General features: G+C 54.5%; 13 protein-coding genes and 1 pseudogene. 7 read left to right on the forward strand and 7 right to left on the reverse strand.

Annotated features, from left to right (window positions below):
- Nucleotides 1-186: 186 nt before the first annotated feature.
- From AARI_RS04585 to istA, 3 genes are read right to left on the reverse strand one after another with little or no spacing between them, the layout of a single operon-like run.
- Nucleotides 187-519 carry a hypothetical protein gene (locus tag AARI_RS04585; RefSeq protein ID WP_013348173.1) on the reverse strand — a complete coding sequence of 111 codons (333 nt, stop codon included), beginning with the start codon at nucleotides 517-519 and terminating at the stop codon, nucleotides 187-189.
- Entirely contained in the window at nucleotides 516-1,247 is a 732-nt protein-coding gene (istB, locus tag AARI_RS04590) for an IS21-like element ISAar7 family helper ATPase IstB (protein WP_013348174.1), read from the reverse strand. Before istB ends, AARI_RS04585 begins: the two co-directional genes overlap by 4 nt.
- A complete protein-coding gene (istA, locus tag AARI_RS04595) occupies nucleotides 1,244-2,707 on the reverse strand; it encodes an IS21-like element ISAar7 family transposase (RefSeq protein ID WP_013348175.1) in 1,464 nt (487 codons plus the stop codon). The genes istB and istA overlap by 4 nt, the downstream gene beginning before the upstream one ends.
- A gap of 320 nt (nucleotides 2,708-3,027) precedes the next feature.
- On the opposite strand from istA, the gene AARI_RS04600 reads away from it, so the two are divergent.
- The 3 genes from AARI_RS04600 (at nucleotide 3,028) to AARI_RS04610 (ending at nucleotide 5,694) form a co-directional block, all read left to right on the forward strand.
- Nucleotides 3,028-3,240: a recombinase family protein gene (locus tag AARI_RS04600; protein WP_049862564.1), complete on the forward strand. Its 213-nt coding sequence runs from the start codon at nucleotides 3,028-3,030 to the stop codon at nucleotides 3,238-3,240.
- Nucleotides 3,241-3,674: 434 nt separating this feature from the next.
- On the forward strand, nucleotides 3,675-4,430 hold the full coding sequence (locus AARI_RS18465) for a hypothetical protein (protein ID WP_013348176.1): 756 nt from the start codon (nucleotides 3,675-3,677) through the stop codon (nucleotides 4,428-4,430).
- Between the two features lie 82 nt (nucleotides 4,431-4,512).
- Nucleotides 4,513-5,694: a hypothetical protein gene (locus AARI_RS04610; RefSeq protein ID WP_013348177.1), complete on the forward strand. Its 1,182-nt coding sequence runs from the start codon at nucleotides 4,513-4,515 to the stop codon at nucleotides 5,692-5,694.
- Nucleotides 5,695-6,097: 403 nt separating this feature from the next.
- On the opposite strand, the gene AARI_RS04615 is transcribed toward AARI_RS04610, so the two are convergent.
- Nucleotides 6,098-7,405 carry an ISL3-like element ISAar20 family transposase gene (locus tag AARI_RS04615; protein WP_013348178.1) on the reverse strand — a complete coding sequence of 436 codons (1,308 nt, stop codon included), beginning with the start codon at nucleotides 7,403-7,405 and terminating at the stop codon, nucleotides 6,098-6,100.
- A gap of 491 nt (nucleotides 7,406-7,896) precedes the next feature.
- Between AARI_RS04615 and AARI_RS19585 the strand changes: the two genes are divergently transcribed.
- A complete protein-coding gene (locus AARI_RS19585; RefSeq protein WP_157867091.1) occupies nucleotides 7,897-8,307 on the forward strand; it encodes a hypothetical protein in 411 nt (136 codons plus the stop codon).
- Between the two features lie 346 nt (nucleotides 8,308-8,653).
- Here the strand turns inward: AARI_RS19585 and AARI_RS04620 are convergent, their stop codons facing one another.
- The 3 genes from AARI_RS04620 to AARI_RS04630 all read right to left on the reverse strand — a co-directional run bounded on the left by AARI_RS04620 (nucleotide 8,654) and on the right by AARI_RS04630 (nucleotide 11,371).
- On the reverse strand, nucleotides 8,654-9,931 hold the full coding sequence (locus tag AARI_RS04620) for an ISL3-like element ISAar13 family transposase (RefSeq protein WP_013348179.1): 1,278 nt from the start codon (nucleotides 9,929-9,931) through the stop codon (nucleotides 8,654-8,656).
- Between the two features lie 304 nt (nucleotides 9,932-10,235).
- Entirely contained in the window at nucleotides 10,236-10,652 is a 417-nt protein-coding gene (locus AARI_RS04625; RefSeq protein ID WP_013348180.1) for a hypothetical protein, read from the reverse strand.
- Between the two features lie 146 nt (nucleotides 10,653-10,798).
- The gene (locus tag AARI_RS04630) at nucleotides 10,799-11,371 is read right to left on the reverse strand and encodes a recombinase family protein (protein ID WP_013348181.1); all 573 of its coding nucleotides are present in this window, start codon (nucleotides 11,369-11,371) and stop codon (nucleotides 10,799-10,801) included.
- A gap of 189 nt (nucleotides 11,372-11,560) precedes the next feature.
- Between AARI_RS04630 and AARI_RS04635 the strand changes: the two genes are divergently transcribed.
- From AARI_RS04635 to pth, 3 genes and pseudogenes are all read left to right on the forward strand, one after another.
- A complete protein-coding gene (locus AARI_RS04635) occupies nucleotides 11,561-12,061 on the forward strand; it encodes a hypothetical protein (RefSeq protein WP_041648497.1) in 501 nt (166 codons plus the stop codon).
- A 215-nt stretch (nucleotides 12,062-12,276) separates the two neighbouring features.
- Nucleotides 12,277-12,549, forward strand: a pseudogene (locus AARI_RS04640) (50S ribosomal protein L25); the annotation flags it as partial.
- A 42-nt stretch (nucleotides 12,550-12,591) separates the two neighbouring features.
- Nucleotides 12,592-13,173: an aminoacyl-tRNA hydrolase gene (gene pth, locus AARI_RS04645; protein ID WP_013348184.1), complete on the forward strand. Its 582-nt coding sequence runs from the start codon at nucleotides 12,592-12,594 to the stop codon at nucleotides 13,171-13,173.
- Nucleotides 13,174-13,325 lie beyond the last annotated feature (152 nt).

The raw sequence follows: 13,325 nt of genomic DNA on the forward strand, positions 1-13,325 counted from the left end.
TCTGGAGGAAGCGAACGTTCCGGCAGTGAAGACTGTGTTTCGTCAAGTTTAAGTAGGCCATTAAAGCGCTAAAAAGTAGGCCATCTCAGCGCAGAAATAGACCATAACAGCGCTAACGCCACCGCGGCAGGCCAAAAACCCCGTAAACACAACGATCCATGGCCTGCCACGGCAATAGTGCACGACTTAGAACGGTGGCTCGGCACCGTCCCACTCATCCAGTAACTGCTCCAGGGGCTTCACTTCCGGAACCTGGGCACCTTGCACCCAGTCAACAGCCAGCACCCCGTCTTGGGACCAGCCCGCAGCAGGGTCAAGAAAATCCTGTGGCCATGGAGCTGGCCGGCCGGACTCATCCCACCAGCCAGTTCCTTCCCCGCTGGCCAGCAACGCCAAATCCTCCTCCAAAGTGAGCCCTTCAGGATGCCACCGCCCCGGTATCTGCACGCCCATCACCTGCCCTTCCTCAACGTGTTCTCCGCTATGTTCCTCAACTGGTTCATCATGATCTACGCTCATTTCATCAACGCGTGCTTCACCCGGTACGACTGCCCACGGAACTGCAACAGCCTCCCGTGATGAACAATCCGGTCAATGACCGCGGCAGCCATATTGTCATCGCCAAAGACGGTACCCCAACGTTTGAACTCCAAATTTGTTGTCAACACCAGACTGCGTTTCTCATACCCGTCAGCAATGACCTGGAAAAGCAGCCTGGCCCCGTCACTATCGATCGGAAGATACCCAAATTCGTCAATGACAAGGAGCTGATTCTTCGCGATGGAGCCGAGCTCCTTATCCAACCGCCCCTCATCTTTCGCCCGGCGCAGCGTCATCACCAGCGACGCAGTCGTGAAGAACCTCGCCGGAATACCCCGCAGGCACGCAGCGGCAGCCAACGCAGTGGCCAAATGCGTTTTGCCGGTACCCACGTCGCCGAACAGCACCAAATCCTGGGCATGGTCCAAGAAATCCAAATCACTCAACGCTTCCCGCCCATAATCAGTCGGGAAGGTCACCGAGGTCCAGTCATAGCCCACCAACGATTTCAACGCCGGCAACTTCGCAGCCTTCAACAACCGTTGATGACGCGACGCCGTGCGGGACTCATGCTCGGCTTGGAGCAGCTCATAAAGGAATTCACGCTGCTTCGGGGTGCCTTTATGCGCCCACTCAGAGATCACCGAAGCGGTCATCGAAGCCGCCCGTCCAGCCTGCACCAACTCTTCAACGCTCACCGGATTCATGCCAACACCGATTCTTCCTGGGCTGCGAAGAGCCGATCATAAACAGACAGGTCAACATCCCCAGTTTCCGGTTCGGTACCTTCGGCCAACCTCCTGGCGAGCATGCTTAACGTTTCATGGCCAGGATCATCACCTTGCTCAATGATCTGCCCTGCTGCCTGTATTGCGGTTTCAAACCCGGCAGTCTCGCTGGCCTTGTCCAGCGCGGTCAGTAGCCGGCGCCGGTCCTCGGTGTGCGCGGTATCCATCCAGTCACGCACGGGGTCAGAAACCACCGCCCGCACTGGGGAGTTAGCCCACGCTCCCGGACGGTGAGCCAGCAACGCGAGCACCCCGGATGGTTCCATGATTATTTCCGGGTGATCCCCGAAAATTCGGGGAAACCTTCTCAACACCGAGGCTTGTTCGTCGAGGATCTCCACGACGTCGTGACGGATCCCGACCGTCAACGACCTCCTAGCGAACACCGGGCCAGCGGCATACGTATTGGATCCCACTTTCAGGTGGCCGTATTTATCGGCCTTACGGCTCTCGTAACGCACCGGATCAAAACCTACCCCCGGTAACGCCAAACCAGCCTGAACATCTTGGGCGAAGAGGTCCTTGATCAGAATCTTGCGCCGCCAATGCGGCTTGTCTCCGAGCCGGTCACAACGTTCGAGCAGTACTTTATTGAGCCCTTCCAAGCTCGCTGCAACAGGCAGTGGAACCATCAGATTGCGGCGCAAGAAACCGACCGCATTTTCAACATTGCCCTTCTCATTACCGGAATATGGATTGCAATACTTCGCCTCGGACCGGTAATGCGCTTTGAACGCAGCAAATAATTTCGTTTCCAGCACCTTGGTTTTGACCCTGCGCCCCACTCCGGTGGCGTTATCAAAGATCATCCGATGCGGCACCGAACCGATGTGTTCGAAGACGGTCCGCAACCCGTGGCACACGCATTCAGCAGTCTGCCCGCCGTAAGCCTGCGCGAAGCGCATATTCGAATACGGGAAGGTAACTACGAAAAGGTGCACGACTTTTTGTTCGCCATTCAAGATGACCTCAGCTTCGCCGAAGTCCACTTGAATGGTGCCCGGAGCCCAATCCAGCTCGAGGAATCCGTCGTTGTCGCTTTGGCGTTCCTGCTTATATCGTTTGATGAATCGCTGCACCGGTGAATACGTGCCTTGATAGTTTTCTTCATCCACGAGCCGGTCAAAGACGCGTTGGGCGGTATGGCGTTGCTTGCGTGGCCGGCCTCTGTCGCCTTCGAGCCAGGTACTGATAGTCTCCTCGAAGCCTGTGATGACTGAGCCCGCGGGACGTTGACCCGTTCTGGGTGGGGCCGGTGAATAGTTAGTGATGCTCAAGTATTTGGCGACAGTGGCTCGGCTGAGGTTCAGCTGAACGGCGATTTTTCGCCCGGAGATACCCTCTGAGTCTAATTTCCTGATAGTTTCTTGCACGGACATGGGTTCCGTCATTTCCTTCCAGACCTTCCGGCGCCGTACATAGGCAAAAATGGGGCGCCGTAAGGAACTTATCTGGCCAGACGGGCCCATGTCCTTTGCTGTCTTCTTCGTGACAGGAACGACAAGCAAAGGGCGGGAACCGTCTGGGTGTGGTGATCAACGTGGTGGCCACGGTCGAGGCTGCGAAGGATTCTTGGCAGACCCGGTGGCGTAGGTGGCCTACTTTTACCGCTTTAATGGCTCAAATGTGGCCGCTTTAATGGCCTATTTCTTCAGCCGTGATGGCTTACTTAAAGTTGATCACACACAGAAGACATACGGTGGAGGGTTACACCGACGCACAACCATTCGACCATGCCAGCGGTGCCAAGACCAGCAGGCCCGAGCTCGACAAGGCCCTCGCCCCGACCATCCGCGCCGGCGACCAGCTGGTCATCACCCGAATGGACAGGCTCGGACGCTCGGTGCTCCACCTGGTGATCCTCGGTGCGGCCCTAAGCGAGCGTGATGTGGGATTACGTGTCCTCGAGTAGGGCATCGACACCAGAACCGCAGAAGGACTTGCAAGATTCGGAATGCTCTCCGTCGACTGACAGTACTGTTTGCGATGATCCGCGATGGTTCCCTTTATGACGCTCCGGAGCAGAAAATTGCTTGACTTTTAACATAGGGGCACCCCCCGGCGTCTCGTACAACAAAGCGAACGGCTCCGAGTCCAACACTTCGAGACTCGCATAGCGTTGTATCCAAGAAACCCGCCGATCAATCTTCAAACCTCGAATCGTAACAAATACCGGATAACAATTCACTCTTAAATCCATATGGCAATGATTAAGTTCCCTAGGTAAAGCAAATTTTTCCGCATTTTCAGAACGTCGGGAGAAGTTAATCGAAAACATGAATTATTCTGTGCATTGGGCGCACAACCAGTGCCAACCCATCGTCTCCTTGCACGAAAGGTGCATTCATGAAAAAGCGTTTAGCCATTGCCGGCCTGGCGTTGTCAGGATTGCTGCTCGTAACTTCCGCGATCCCAGTTTCCGCCGCAACTGAATCCAAAGCCATCCAGGAGCTCGCCGCTATGAGCCCCGGCTTGCCCATCTCCGAGCTCAAGTCATCTCTCACGACATATGCCAAGGAAAATGGCTTGACCCTGAGCCAAGCTACCAATAAGGCACTTGCTGAAAATCGTCAATCGGTTGCGGCTGCCGCCCCTGTTGCGAGTAAGAGCTCATCGCTAACCCAGGGCGCTGCGCCAGCAAATGCCGGCGGGGGTAGGATCTACAACTTGGGGTCCGCAAAACAAGGCGGCGACGTATTCGTGATGCCTGCCGGTTATGGCATTATCAATCATGGCCACACCGGTATTTTTATTTCGAAGACAGTCCTCGTCGAAGCCCCCGGAAGAAACAAGAAGAGCAGGTCAACAAGCTCCCTCAATTACAAAGTGAGCAAAGGCGCGGTCAAACAGCAGGTAAACCACATTGCGTCAGTGAAGACCAACGCTGCCAACCGCGCAAAGGGATTGACAGGCAAGAACTACAACATGAATTTTGCTGTCAATAAATCTGCCAGTGGCAGAGACATGAACTGTTCACAGCTCGTATGGGCGGCGTTCAAATTAGTAAACAAAAGCATTGACTTAGATGGAAACGGAGGGCTCGGAGTCTATCCGTACGACATCAAGAAATCGAGCCGGACGACAACATACAAAACCTTCTAACCCAACACCACCAATAATGTAGTGGGTCGGCTGACAAGAAATCTGCCGCCGACCCACTGCAGCTGATCGGAAGAAACGCAACATGACTCGAACCCGCCCCGTGGCAATCACATTGGGAACCCTGCTTGCCCTGGCTTTGTCTGGCTGCACAGGGGGTGTAGAAACGCGTGCCCCTGCGGAATCCAATCTGCAGGATCTGGGGCAAACCAAGTATGCGGTATACCTCAGCCCGCCAAGCACTGACTTGGACGCGGAGAAAGGGTCCCAAGGAAAAGTCCTGCTCTTTGAGCAAGATGGCTCCTACCAGCTGGTTGAGACAGATGGTATGGACAACGGGCTGTTCGCTTGGAACGAGAAGGCGTTGTTCTTCAGCGACATGAACAATGACTACAAGATCGATGATTCTGGACTCGAAATTTCTCCGAGCCCCAAAACGGACAGTCAGAATGGAATGTTTTCAACCGATAACGGTTCATCGATTGGAGTCTACAACGACGGCTTCATAGAAAATGGATACGCGAGTCAGGTTGTGATCTCCTCAGACGGAAAATCGACGTTGCATGAAGCCGAGGGCAACTACTTCATCACTTCCCAATGCGGTGACATGATCTATGGCGCCAGCCGCACGACAGGACGATACACTCCTCCTGGGGAGCTTGAAAAAGAACCCATGATGTTCGCCCAATTGACTGGGACCAAGAACGGGTCCGAGCACGTTCTTGGTTCAAGTAACTTAGCCACTGAAGGCGCAGTGGTTCCCGATGCACCCTGTGTAGACGGAAGTGTATATTACCTTTCCGATGCCAGCTCCCAATCGATAGGTGATCAGCCCAAGCCTGTTTTATCGGCCTGGGACACACGCACCGGTAAGTACACAGAAGTGCCTCTCACAAATGTTTCGAACGATGAACCCCTCATGCGTGATGATGGAACAGGTCTACCGCAACTGGGCTCGGCTTCCATCCGCAAGGGTGCCATTGAATGGTACGGGGCAGGAAATGCAATATTTACCACTGATCTGAAAACAGGCGAAACGACCCATAAGTTCAATGTGGAGGGGCACACCAGTCAAGCATCCTCATCCCAAGCAGTCTTCACTCCCTCTGAGGTTGTCCAGTTGGTGGACAACAACGACGGTTCCGACTACCGCATCATTGCCTATGACCGTGACACCGGACGCGAAGTTTCTCGAACAGTCCTTCCGGGCCTAGTTGACGAGTTCAGCAATGACCTCATCCTCCGAGGATTCGCGGTGCGCCCGTAACTTTGTTCCAGGCAGCCAAGTTGAATCCGGGTCGCCGCAGAAAACGGAAAAAATCGTACGCTAAGGGCGAGTGGAGCCAGATAGCAATTGGACTTCAGCTTGCCGACGGAATCAAGTCAAAGGCTGTCCCGTAGCAGGACCAGGTAGAGCCCTCTGTTTGGCTGCGCAATCAGTGGCGTCGTCCCGCAAGGGGTCTGACCGCATAATTGAATTGCAGTGTTCCGATAGCCGGTCCTTATGCGGGACCTCTGTCTCTGTGACTCATTCATTTTTTGAAACTCTGAGGTTTCAAATATTTGATATTCCCGTATACCCCGCCCGATAAAATGCCCGGTGAGGGTGCCTTATACGGACACCGAAAACGATCGTTTACGCGACAAGAAAACCGCCGATTCATGGCTCTTCAGGATTGAGAGTGTAACCAAGGCCTAAACCCGCCAGTCTCCAGCAACGACCGTGCGATATAGTGCGTCAGATTCTTGAACCCCAACGCGATACCCCGCAAATGCTCTAACCGGCCATTGAGCGCTTCAGTAGGCCCATTTGAACTGCCGACGTGGTCAAAATACGCGAGGATGTCCGTCTTCCTCCGCCGCAGGGTGCCACCGAGCTTCTTCAGCTCCGGCAACCCCTTCGGGACCTTTGAGCCAACCCCGTTGATCAGTTGCTCCAACGCCCACCGCCCGATCTCTGGTTTCGGTTGCCGGTAGGCATCCACCATCTTTTGATACACGCTCCAGACCAGTTGAACCGGCTCATACTCCGGCGCCGTAAAAAGGTCCTCAAGCTTGGCTTTCTGCTTGTCAGTGGCTAAGGACAGCCCCGTGGTCAAGGTCCGACGGCACTTATACAGCGGGTCATCCTTGCGTCCCCGCCGGCCATGCTGTTCGCGCTGGACCCGCTGCCGGGTTTGATCCAGGGCCTCGGAACCCAATTTGACGACATGGAACGGATCCAAGACCTCCACCGCGTGGGGAAGCTCTTCGGCAGCTGCGGTTTTGAAGCCGGTGAACCCGTCCATCGCGACCACGTCAATGCCCTGCTTCCACTGGTCGTCTTGTCCGGCCAGCCAGGTCTTGAATACGGCTTTGGACCTTCCTGGAACCATATCCAGCAGGCGTGCGGTGCCGGTGCCATCGCGCACGGCGGTGAGATCCACGATGACGGTGACGTATTTGTCGCCGGTGCGGGTATGCCTCCATACGTGTTCGTCTACGCCTAAGACCTTGACGCCGGAAAACCGTGCAGGGTCATCGATCAGCAGGCGTTGGCCTTCAGCCAGCACTGCGTCGTTGGCGGTATTCCAAGTGACGCCGAGGCCTTCGGCGATCCGTGAGACGGAGAGGTGTTGGCAGACCAAACCGTTCAAGGCCCAGGCCAGGCCGGTCCTGCTGATTTTCTGGCGTTCCGGTGCAGCTCTGGACAGATCTTCACGCCACACCCGTTGGCAGTGGCCGCAGCGGTAGCGTCGGTGTTTGATGACCAGGACGGTCGGACGCCAACCGAAGGGTTGGTGGGCAAGTCTGCGGGTGACGGTATCCCTCGGTGTTCCTTCGCCCCCGCAGGTGCGGCACCACGGGTTCGGGGTGGTGACGTGGCAGAGGATCTCGGCTTTCGCTGCGCCCAGGTACTGCCCAATTGCGGTGAGTCCTAAGCCATCAAGTCCGGTGAAAGTGGTGAGGTCTGGTTCGGTGAAGGTAGAATTGAGCAACGTCGAGGTCTTTCAAGAATGTTTGTGTGGAAACTTCCATTCTTCTGGAAGACCTCGACTTTTTCGCGTTTTGGCGACATGCCCGGGATCCCGGGTGTTGGTTTTAGGTGGCTACACTCTCAATCCTGAAGAGCCTCTTTAGTGGACGCAACAATGAATTTGCCTTAGGCGTGACGGCCAAGGTGACGAGTTCCAAGATCCCTCAATGGCTGAATAAGAACGCTTCGCAGAAAACGTGGAAGACTTTTGCCTACAGGATTGCTAGAGAAGCGAATAGGTAGGCCAAGAAGCAGCCTAAGATCGCATATTTAGCGCCTCATGAGGTGGCGGGATTGCCAAAGCAGACTCGCCGCCTCTGCTTATAAGAATAAGGGTTTGTTAAATGTCGGCGATTCGCTGCCACGTCGAGTAGATTGATCTTGACTCCTGTTCTAAACAGGGTTGTACGACCATACCAACAATGGGTATACGGACCACTAGCAGAGGCTGCGATGCGCGAAACTGAACTAAAAATTTCCAGAATAATTATCAATTCATTATTATTCTCAATTTTAATCCCATTGCTAGTTGTCATCGCTTCTCTGCTTGACCCCCAGTACAATTCAATCTCCCAAGCATTTTTGGGATATTTAGCATTCTATGCACCTTTCTCACTCCTTGGATCCGTTGCCTTGTCTGTAGTTTCTGTCTTGGTCTTCATTTTAGGGATGAAGCGGTGGAGGGCTTCCCGCAGCGTTCTTGCATCTTTTGTAGCTGTATCCACAGTTGGCCTACTTACAGCGCTTGCAGTTGGACAATTTCAGGAGTTGGATATTTTAAGCGTTGTCATTGCAGGGACTTGCCTAGGTTCGTTAGTCGGCCCTATCGGATCTTTGGCGTACAAAGATTCCCATCTAATGTGACGTTACGTCTGAGTTCCATGTGACATCGTGGGCCTCCTCGTTGTTACACGGTAGTTCAGACGTGAGTTAAGGGGGCAGGCAAAATAGTGGAAAACAGGATCAGCCGTTTCTAAACGGTCGTTTTTTGATTCAGTGTCTTTATGCGCTTGAAAAATTTCGTATTCATCGTTTTCTGCAAAGGGTTTTCGGCATCCGTTGTCTGCGCGGCAGCCACGTAACCGCGAATCAGCTCGTGGTCTTATCCATCCTTTACACTCGTCTCCCTACGCCAACGAAAACTGCCCGGGTTAAGGTGCCGAACTAGGTCCTTTGATGGCTCTTCGAGTTTAAGCGTGGTGCAGGATGCTCAGCACGGCCGTAGCCCCGCCGTGTATAACAATATCCTGACCCGGTAATGACCATGATTCCGATAACCCCGACCGATCCGTTTCAAGTTCTTCGCCGTCAGGTTCGCCGCCTCGCTCCGAGCATTCGTCAACCGCGTACGAATGAACACCAGCAACTCGCGCCTCCACGCAGTCAGCGTCCGGAACAACGACTTCGCTTCCACCATTTTCGTTGCCTTCACCGATTTCTCCAGCACCGCCCACCTCGATTGAAAATCATGGATATCCCTGGTTTTCAACAGCTCCCGCACGTGTTCCTTAATCCCATAAATCACGCCCAGCTCAGGATCTGCTTCAAGGATCAACTTCAGCCGCTCAACTTGCCTAATCGACAAGTTCTCCAAATTGCAGGTCAACAGTTTCCGATACTTGTAGGCCGGATCAGCGGCCCTTCCTCGGCGCTGGAGCACCTCGTGGGAGCGACGCCGGCGCACCTGAGTAATCATGAGATTCGCCCGCTGAATGACATGAAAATGGTCCACGCTGATCTTTGCTTTCGGCAGGTTCTCCCGCACCGCTTTGCGGAACTCAGCAGACATGTCAATGGCCACGTACTGTACTCGTTGACGCCAGTACCGTGGCCGGGACTTCAACCACTTCTTCACCGCTGCACAGCGTCGTCCGTCCACAATATCTAGAATTTTTCCGGTATCCAGGTCGGTGAAGACAATAGACCACGGCTCAATACGGACCACTTTCCCGGTGCGGCCGCGTGCGTAGCGGACCTTACGAAAACGGTGCTCATCAATACCGAGACGGCGGATGAACATGCGGTCCACGTTGCCTACAAGCTCACCGACCATGTTCACTCTTGCCATCACGGTTGGCCAGGAAACTTGGTACGCAGAAGCGACCCTGGACACGGCTCGCAGTTCGCAGCTCATCTCGTCCACGAGCTTTTGAGAGAGCCTGGTAGTGATTCTGGCCCTCAACGGTAGCTGTTCGGTGGTTTGCACGAACGAGCGGCGTTCGCAGGCGGTCTCTTGGCAGGCCATCCGGCGTTTGCGCACCAGGACCTTAATGTCGTTGCCACCGGTTGGGAGGTCTTTGACCCGGTGCACTGGTCTGGCGTGGATGCGGGTGGTGATCACCCCACAAGTTGGACAGGCTGCCTCTGTGGCTTTGGGCTCGATAAGGACTTGTCGTCCGGCTGGTTCTTGGGTTGCGTCGATGACGCGGTAGTCAGTGAGGTTGAGAAGAATCGACGCAGCGTCGTTTCCACCGGTATCCTTAAACACGGCTCGTAGTTCCTTGCTGATGGTTTGTCTAGACAACATCCATTTTCGCAGAGGACTGCGGGCCTTACTTATTTTTCGGGCTCACCACGCTAAAACTTGAAGAGCCCCTTTGATAGAGATTCGTGAGGAGATGGGCCGGTAATTATTGCGCCCATCTCTTTATTTTTTCTATGAAATCAGCAACGATTAGGTGTCTTCTGCTCTCGGTTTCAATGGCCACGGAGCTTTGAGAATAGGGCCGAAGCTATATATCAATTGACCTAGCTAAGCGCGAAAGCTGAGAGTGCTGATCTAAGGAAAGATGTTAGCGGCGGTCTGGGAAATCGCCTTCGTAGTCATTCCAAGTGCCTGCCAGCTCCTGCATCGCCCAAAGCTGGTTCTCCACGGGAGCTTCTTTACCCGCAAAGTCCATCACGATGTAGTTGATAACGAACCCGTCCTTTACGGTAGCCCCATATTCCTCGGCACGCTTTTTGCTCTCAAATCGAAAATAGTCTGCCTCGGCGGTGCTATACGCCTCAACGCAATCGACCGGGGGTGCGCATGCCGTTTTTGTGATGTCTTCCGGCTGTGTCGTGGCATCCTCAACTCCTTCATTCTCGGAGTTTACGAACGTGTGCAGAGTCAGGTCGCGTTGCGGGTCCAATATGGAACATCCAGCCAATATCGGCATGGTAAGGAGAAGTGCGGCGGAAACGACACTGCTTAAGCGTGAATTCATTCTTCTACTTTCTCAGCTTTCGCTGGGTAAAAGAGCTTACTTAGGGATGATTTTATCCAACCAGACAGCAAGATGTTTCGTGGCTTTTCTACGAGATGCAGGGATGGCGAAACCGCTACCGGTTAATGGCCAACTAAAGTTATCCATCACAGCTGGTTCTTTTTCGCTTTTCCTAATGCTCTATAGACGGTGCTACGGCTGACGCCAAGAACCTCACCAATTTGAGTCACTGTCATATCTCGTTGTTCATAGAGTCTTTTGGCAGTGCGCAACTTGTCGGGGGAGAGGGATGCTGGACGGCCTCCAGTGCGGCCGCGGGCACGAGCTGCTTGTAGCCCGGCGTTGGTGCGTTCGCGAATGAGATCGCGTTCGAACTCAGCGAGGGACGCGAAGATGTTGAACACGAGCCGTCCACCGGAGGAACTGGTATCGATGCTCTCCTGAAGGGATTTGAATTCGATGCCTCGTTGCTGCAACGCGTCCATATGGTTGATCAGGTGCCGGATGGAGCGTCCGAGACGGTCCAGGCGCCAGACCACCAGAGTGTCGCCGGGTCGAATCTGGTCCAGGAGCTTATCGAGCTCAGGGCGTGACTCGAGCGCGCCGGATGCGGTGTCGGTGAAGATCCGATAGCAGCCAGCTGCACTGAGTGCATCAAGTTGAAGTTGTGCGTCTTGATCCGTGGTGGAGACTCTGGCGTATCCGAGGAGGTGTCCCATGAACCTAAATGTATCAATACTCGTGGAATGGTCACTGTTTCGACGCATAGTTTGTGGCACTGGGTTTTGCGACTAAATGACCTTGAAAATCTGTTGAGTTCTCAACTGTCGAGGATTTTTAGCCAAGCTGTCAGATCAGCGTGTCATAAACGACCATTTATGATGGACCAAGGACCAGGAGATGACAGCATGGAATTTGGAATACGCCAGGTTGCTGTCGGCGGGCTGGAACGCGCTGAGCTGATGCAACACCTGGCCCAATCCGGAGTGCAGCTCAATGGCTTTGCCAAACAGCTGCTGGAGCACCAAATCTTCGATGAGCTGGTGCCAGCCCATAATCTAACCCTGACCAGCCGCAACCTGCAGCAACTGGGTCTGGACGCCGGAGCTACATTGCCGCAGATTTTTGAGCGTGCGGTCAGTGTCGGATTGAAGTTGTGCCCTGCTTATGCCGGGCCATATCTGCGCCTGGACTTCTTGGATCAAGCCGCTTCCGACGATTCGGTGCTCAGTGCTGGGAAGAAGCCGGACGGATCGTTGACCATCGCTTCTGCTTCAGTGGGAGACGAAGATTTTCCTCGTGGGTTCTATCTGCGGGTTGTGGATGAGGTGGCGTGGTTGCGCGGTTATCGCTGCGATGACACCAACGGCTTTGCGTTAGCCGATACCTTTGTTTTCCGGTGCCGTTGAATTGTAATCAGGGTTTAGTGGCGTTCGCTACAGGGTTTCTCGTTGGGGATTTCAGCTGGTAGAATTGTGGACTGTGCCCAGGCGAGGGAAACACCAGCAATGGTGGGACCGTTATCGACAAGGCCGGAAAAGTTTTCTCATCTCCTAGATGTTGATTGCTTCCCGAGTCCACGCAAGGGCCTAAACGAAGCAATTATTTCCTAAGGAGAATTATCATGGCATCTGTCAACCTTGACGCCGTTGTACGTAGCGATTTCGGCAAGGGCGCTGCTCGCCAGGCTCGCCGCGACGGCCAGATCCCAGCAGTTGTCTACGGTGCAGGCTCCGAGCCACAGCACGTCCTGCTTCCAGCACGCGAAACCACCTTGGCCGTTCGCGACCGCGGTGTTGAGCTGGTTCTGAACATCGAGGGCAAGACCGTAAAGACCACCATCAAGGACATCCAGATTCACGCGCTGAACCGCACCGTGGATCACATGGACCTGATCATCGCTGCCTAATTCCAGCGAACTAGGTTTTAGCTGAGCATCATGAGTGATGGCACTTGGCTCGTAGCCGGACTCGGGAACCCCGGGGCCGGCTACGCTGGCAATAGGCACAATATTGGGCAGATGGTGCTCGATGAGCTGGCCCAACGGGTCGGCTCCAAATTCAAGACCCACGCCTCACGGTCGCAGATCGTAGAGGGGCGCATGGGTGTTGGCGGACCGCGCATCGTGCTGGCCAAGCCGACGGTCTTCATGAACCTTTCGGGCGGGCCAGTGGCCAACGCGGCGAAATTCTTCGGCATTGGTGTCGATCGCCTGATTGTGGTGCATGACGAGATCGATATTCCCTTCGACACCATCAAGCTCAAGCGAGGTGGCGGCGAAGGCGGACATAATGGCCTGCGCGATATCTCCAAGGCCATGGGGTCCAAGGACTATCTGCGCGTCCGTGCCGGCGTTGGGCGTCCACCCGGCCGCATGGATACCGCCAAATGGGTTTTGCAGGACTTTTCCAAAGCTGAAAAAGCGGATCTTCCGTTTCTGATCGACAATTGCGCGGATGCCGTGGAATTGCTGATGACCTCAGGTTTGGAAGCGGCCCAGGCTAAATTCCATACCAGCTGACTGTTCCCACCACGGGGCTGCATTGAAGCAAAGTGAGGGCTGTTGTGAACTGAGCGAGTTCGCAACGGTCCTCAACTTTTTTAAATTAGGAAAGCTATGGAGCGAGGCGTTCCTTACTAAGGCCTAACTTAGATGTGCTTCGAGGCCCAGAG

The organism is Glutamicibacter arilaitensis Re117, from assembly GCF_000197735.1.
Lineage (GTDB): Bacteria > Actinomycetota > Actinomycetes > Actinomycetales > Micrococcaceae > Glutamicibacter > Glutamicibacter arilaitensis.

Bases quoted from the DNA above. Each gene is read 5' to 3' on its own strand.
- AARI_RS04585 (WP_013348173.1), bottom strand. From the start codon at position 519: ATGAGCGTAGATCATGATGAACCAGTTGAGGAACATAGCGGAGAACAC.
- istB (WP_013348174.1), bottom strand. From the start codon at position 1,247: ATGAATCCGGTGAGCGTTGAAGAGTTGGTGCAGGCTGGACGGGCGGCT.
- istA (WP_013348175.1), bottom strand. From the start codon at position 2,707: ATGTCCGTGCAAGAAACTATCAGGAAATTAGACTCAGAGGGTATCTCC.
- AARI_RS18465 (WP_013348176.1), top strand. From the start codon at position 3,675: ATGAAAAAGCGTTTAGCCATTGCCGGCCTGGCGTTGTCAGGATTGCTG.
- AARI_RS04610 (WP_013348177.1), top strand. From the start codon at position 4,513: ATGACTCGAACCCGCCCCGTGGCAATCACATTGGGAACCCTGCTTGCC.
- AARI_RS19585 (WP_157867091.1), top strand. From the start codon at position 7,897: ATGCGCGAAACTGAACTAAAAATTTCCAGAATAATTATCAATTCATTA.
- AARI_RS04625 (WP_013348180.1), bottom strand. From the start codon at position 10,652: ATGAATTCACGCTTAAGCAGTGTCGTTTCCGCCGCACTTCTCCTTACC.
- AARI_RS04630 (WP_013348181.1), bottom strand. From the start codon at position 11,371: ATGGGACACCTCCTCGGATACGCCAGAGTCTCCACCACGGATCAAGAC.
- AARI_RS04635 (WP_041648497.1), top strand. From the start codon at position 11,561: ATGGAATTTGGAATACGCCAGGTTGCTGTCGGCGGGCTGGAACGCGCT.
- pth (WP_013348184.1), top strand. From the start codon at position 12,592: ATGAGTGATGGCACTTGGCTCGTAGCCGGACTCGGGAACCCCGGGGCC.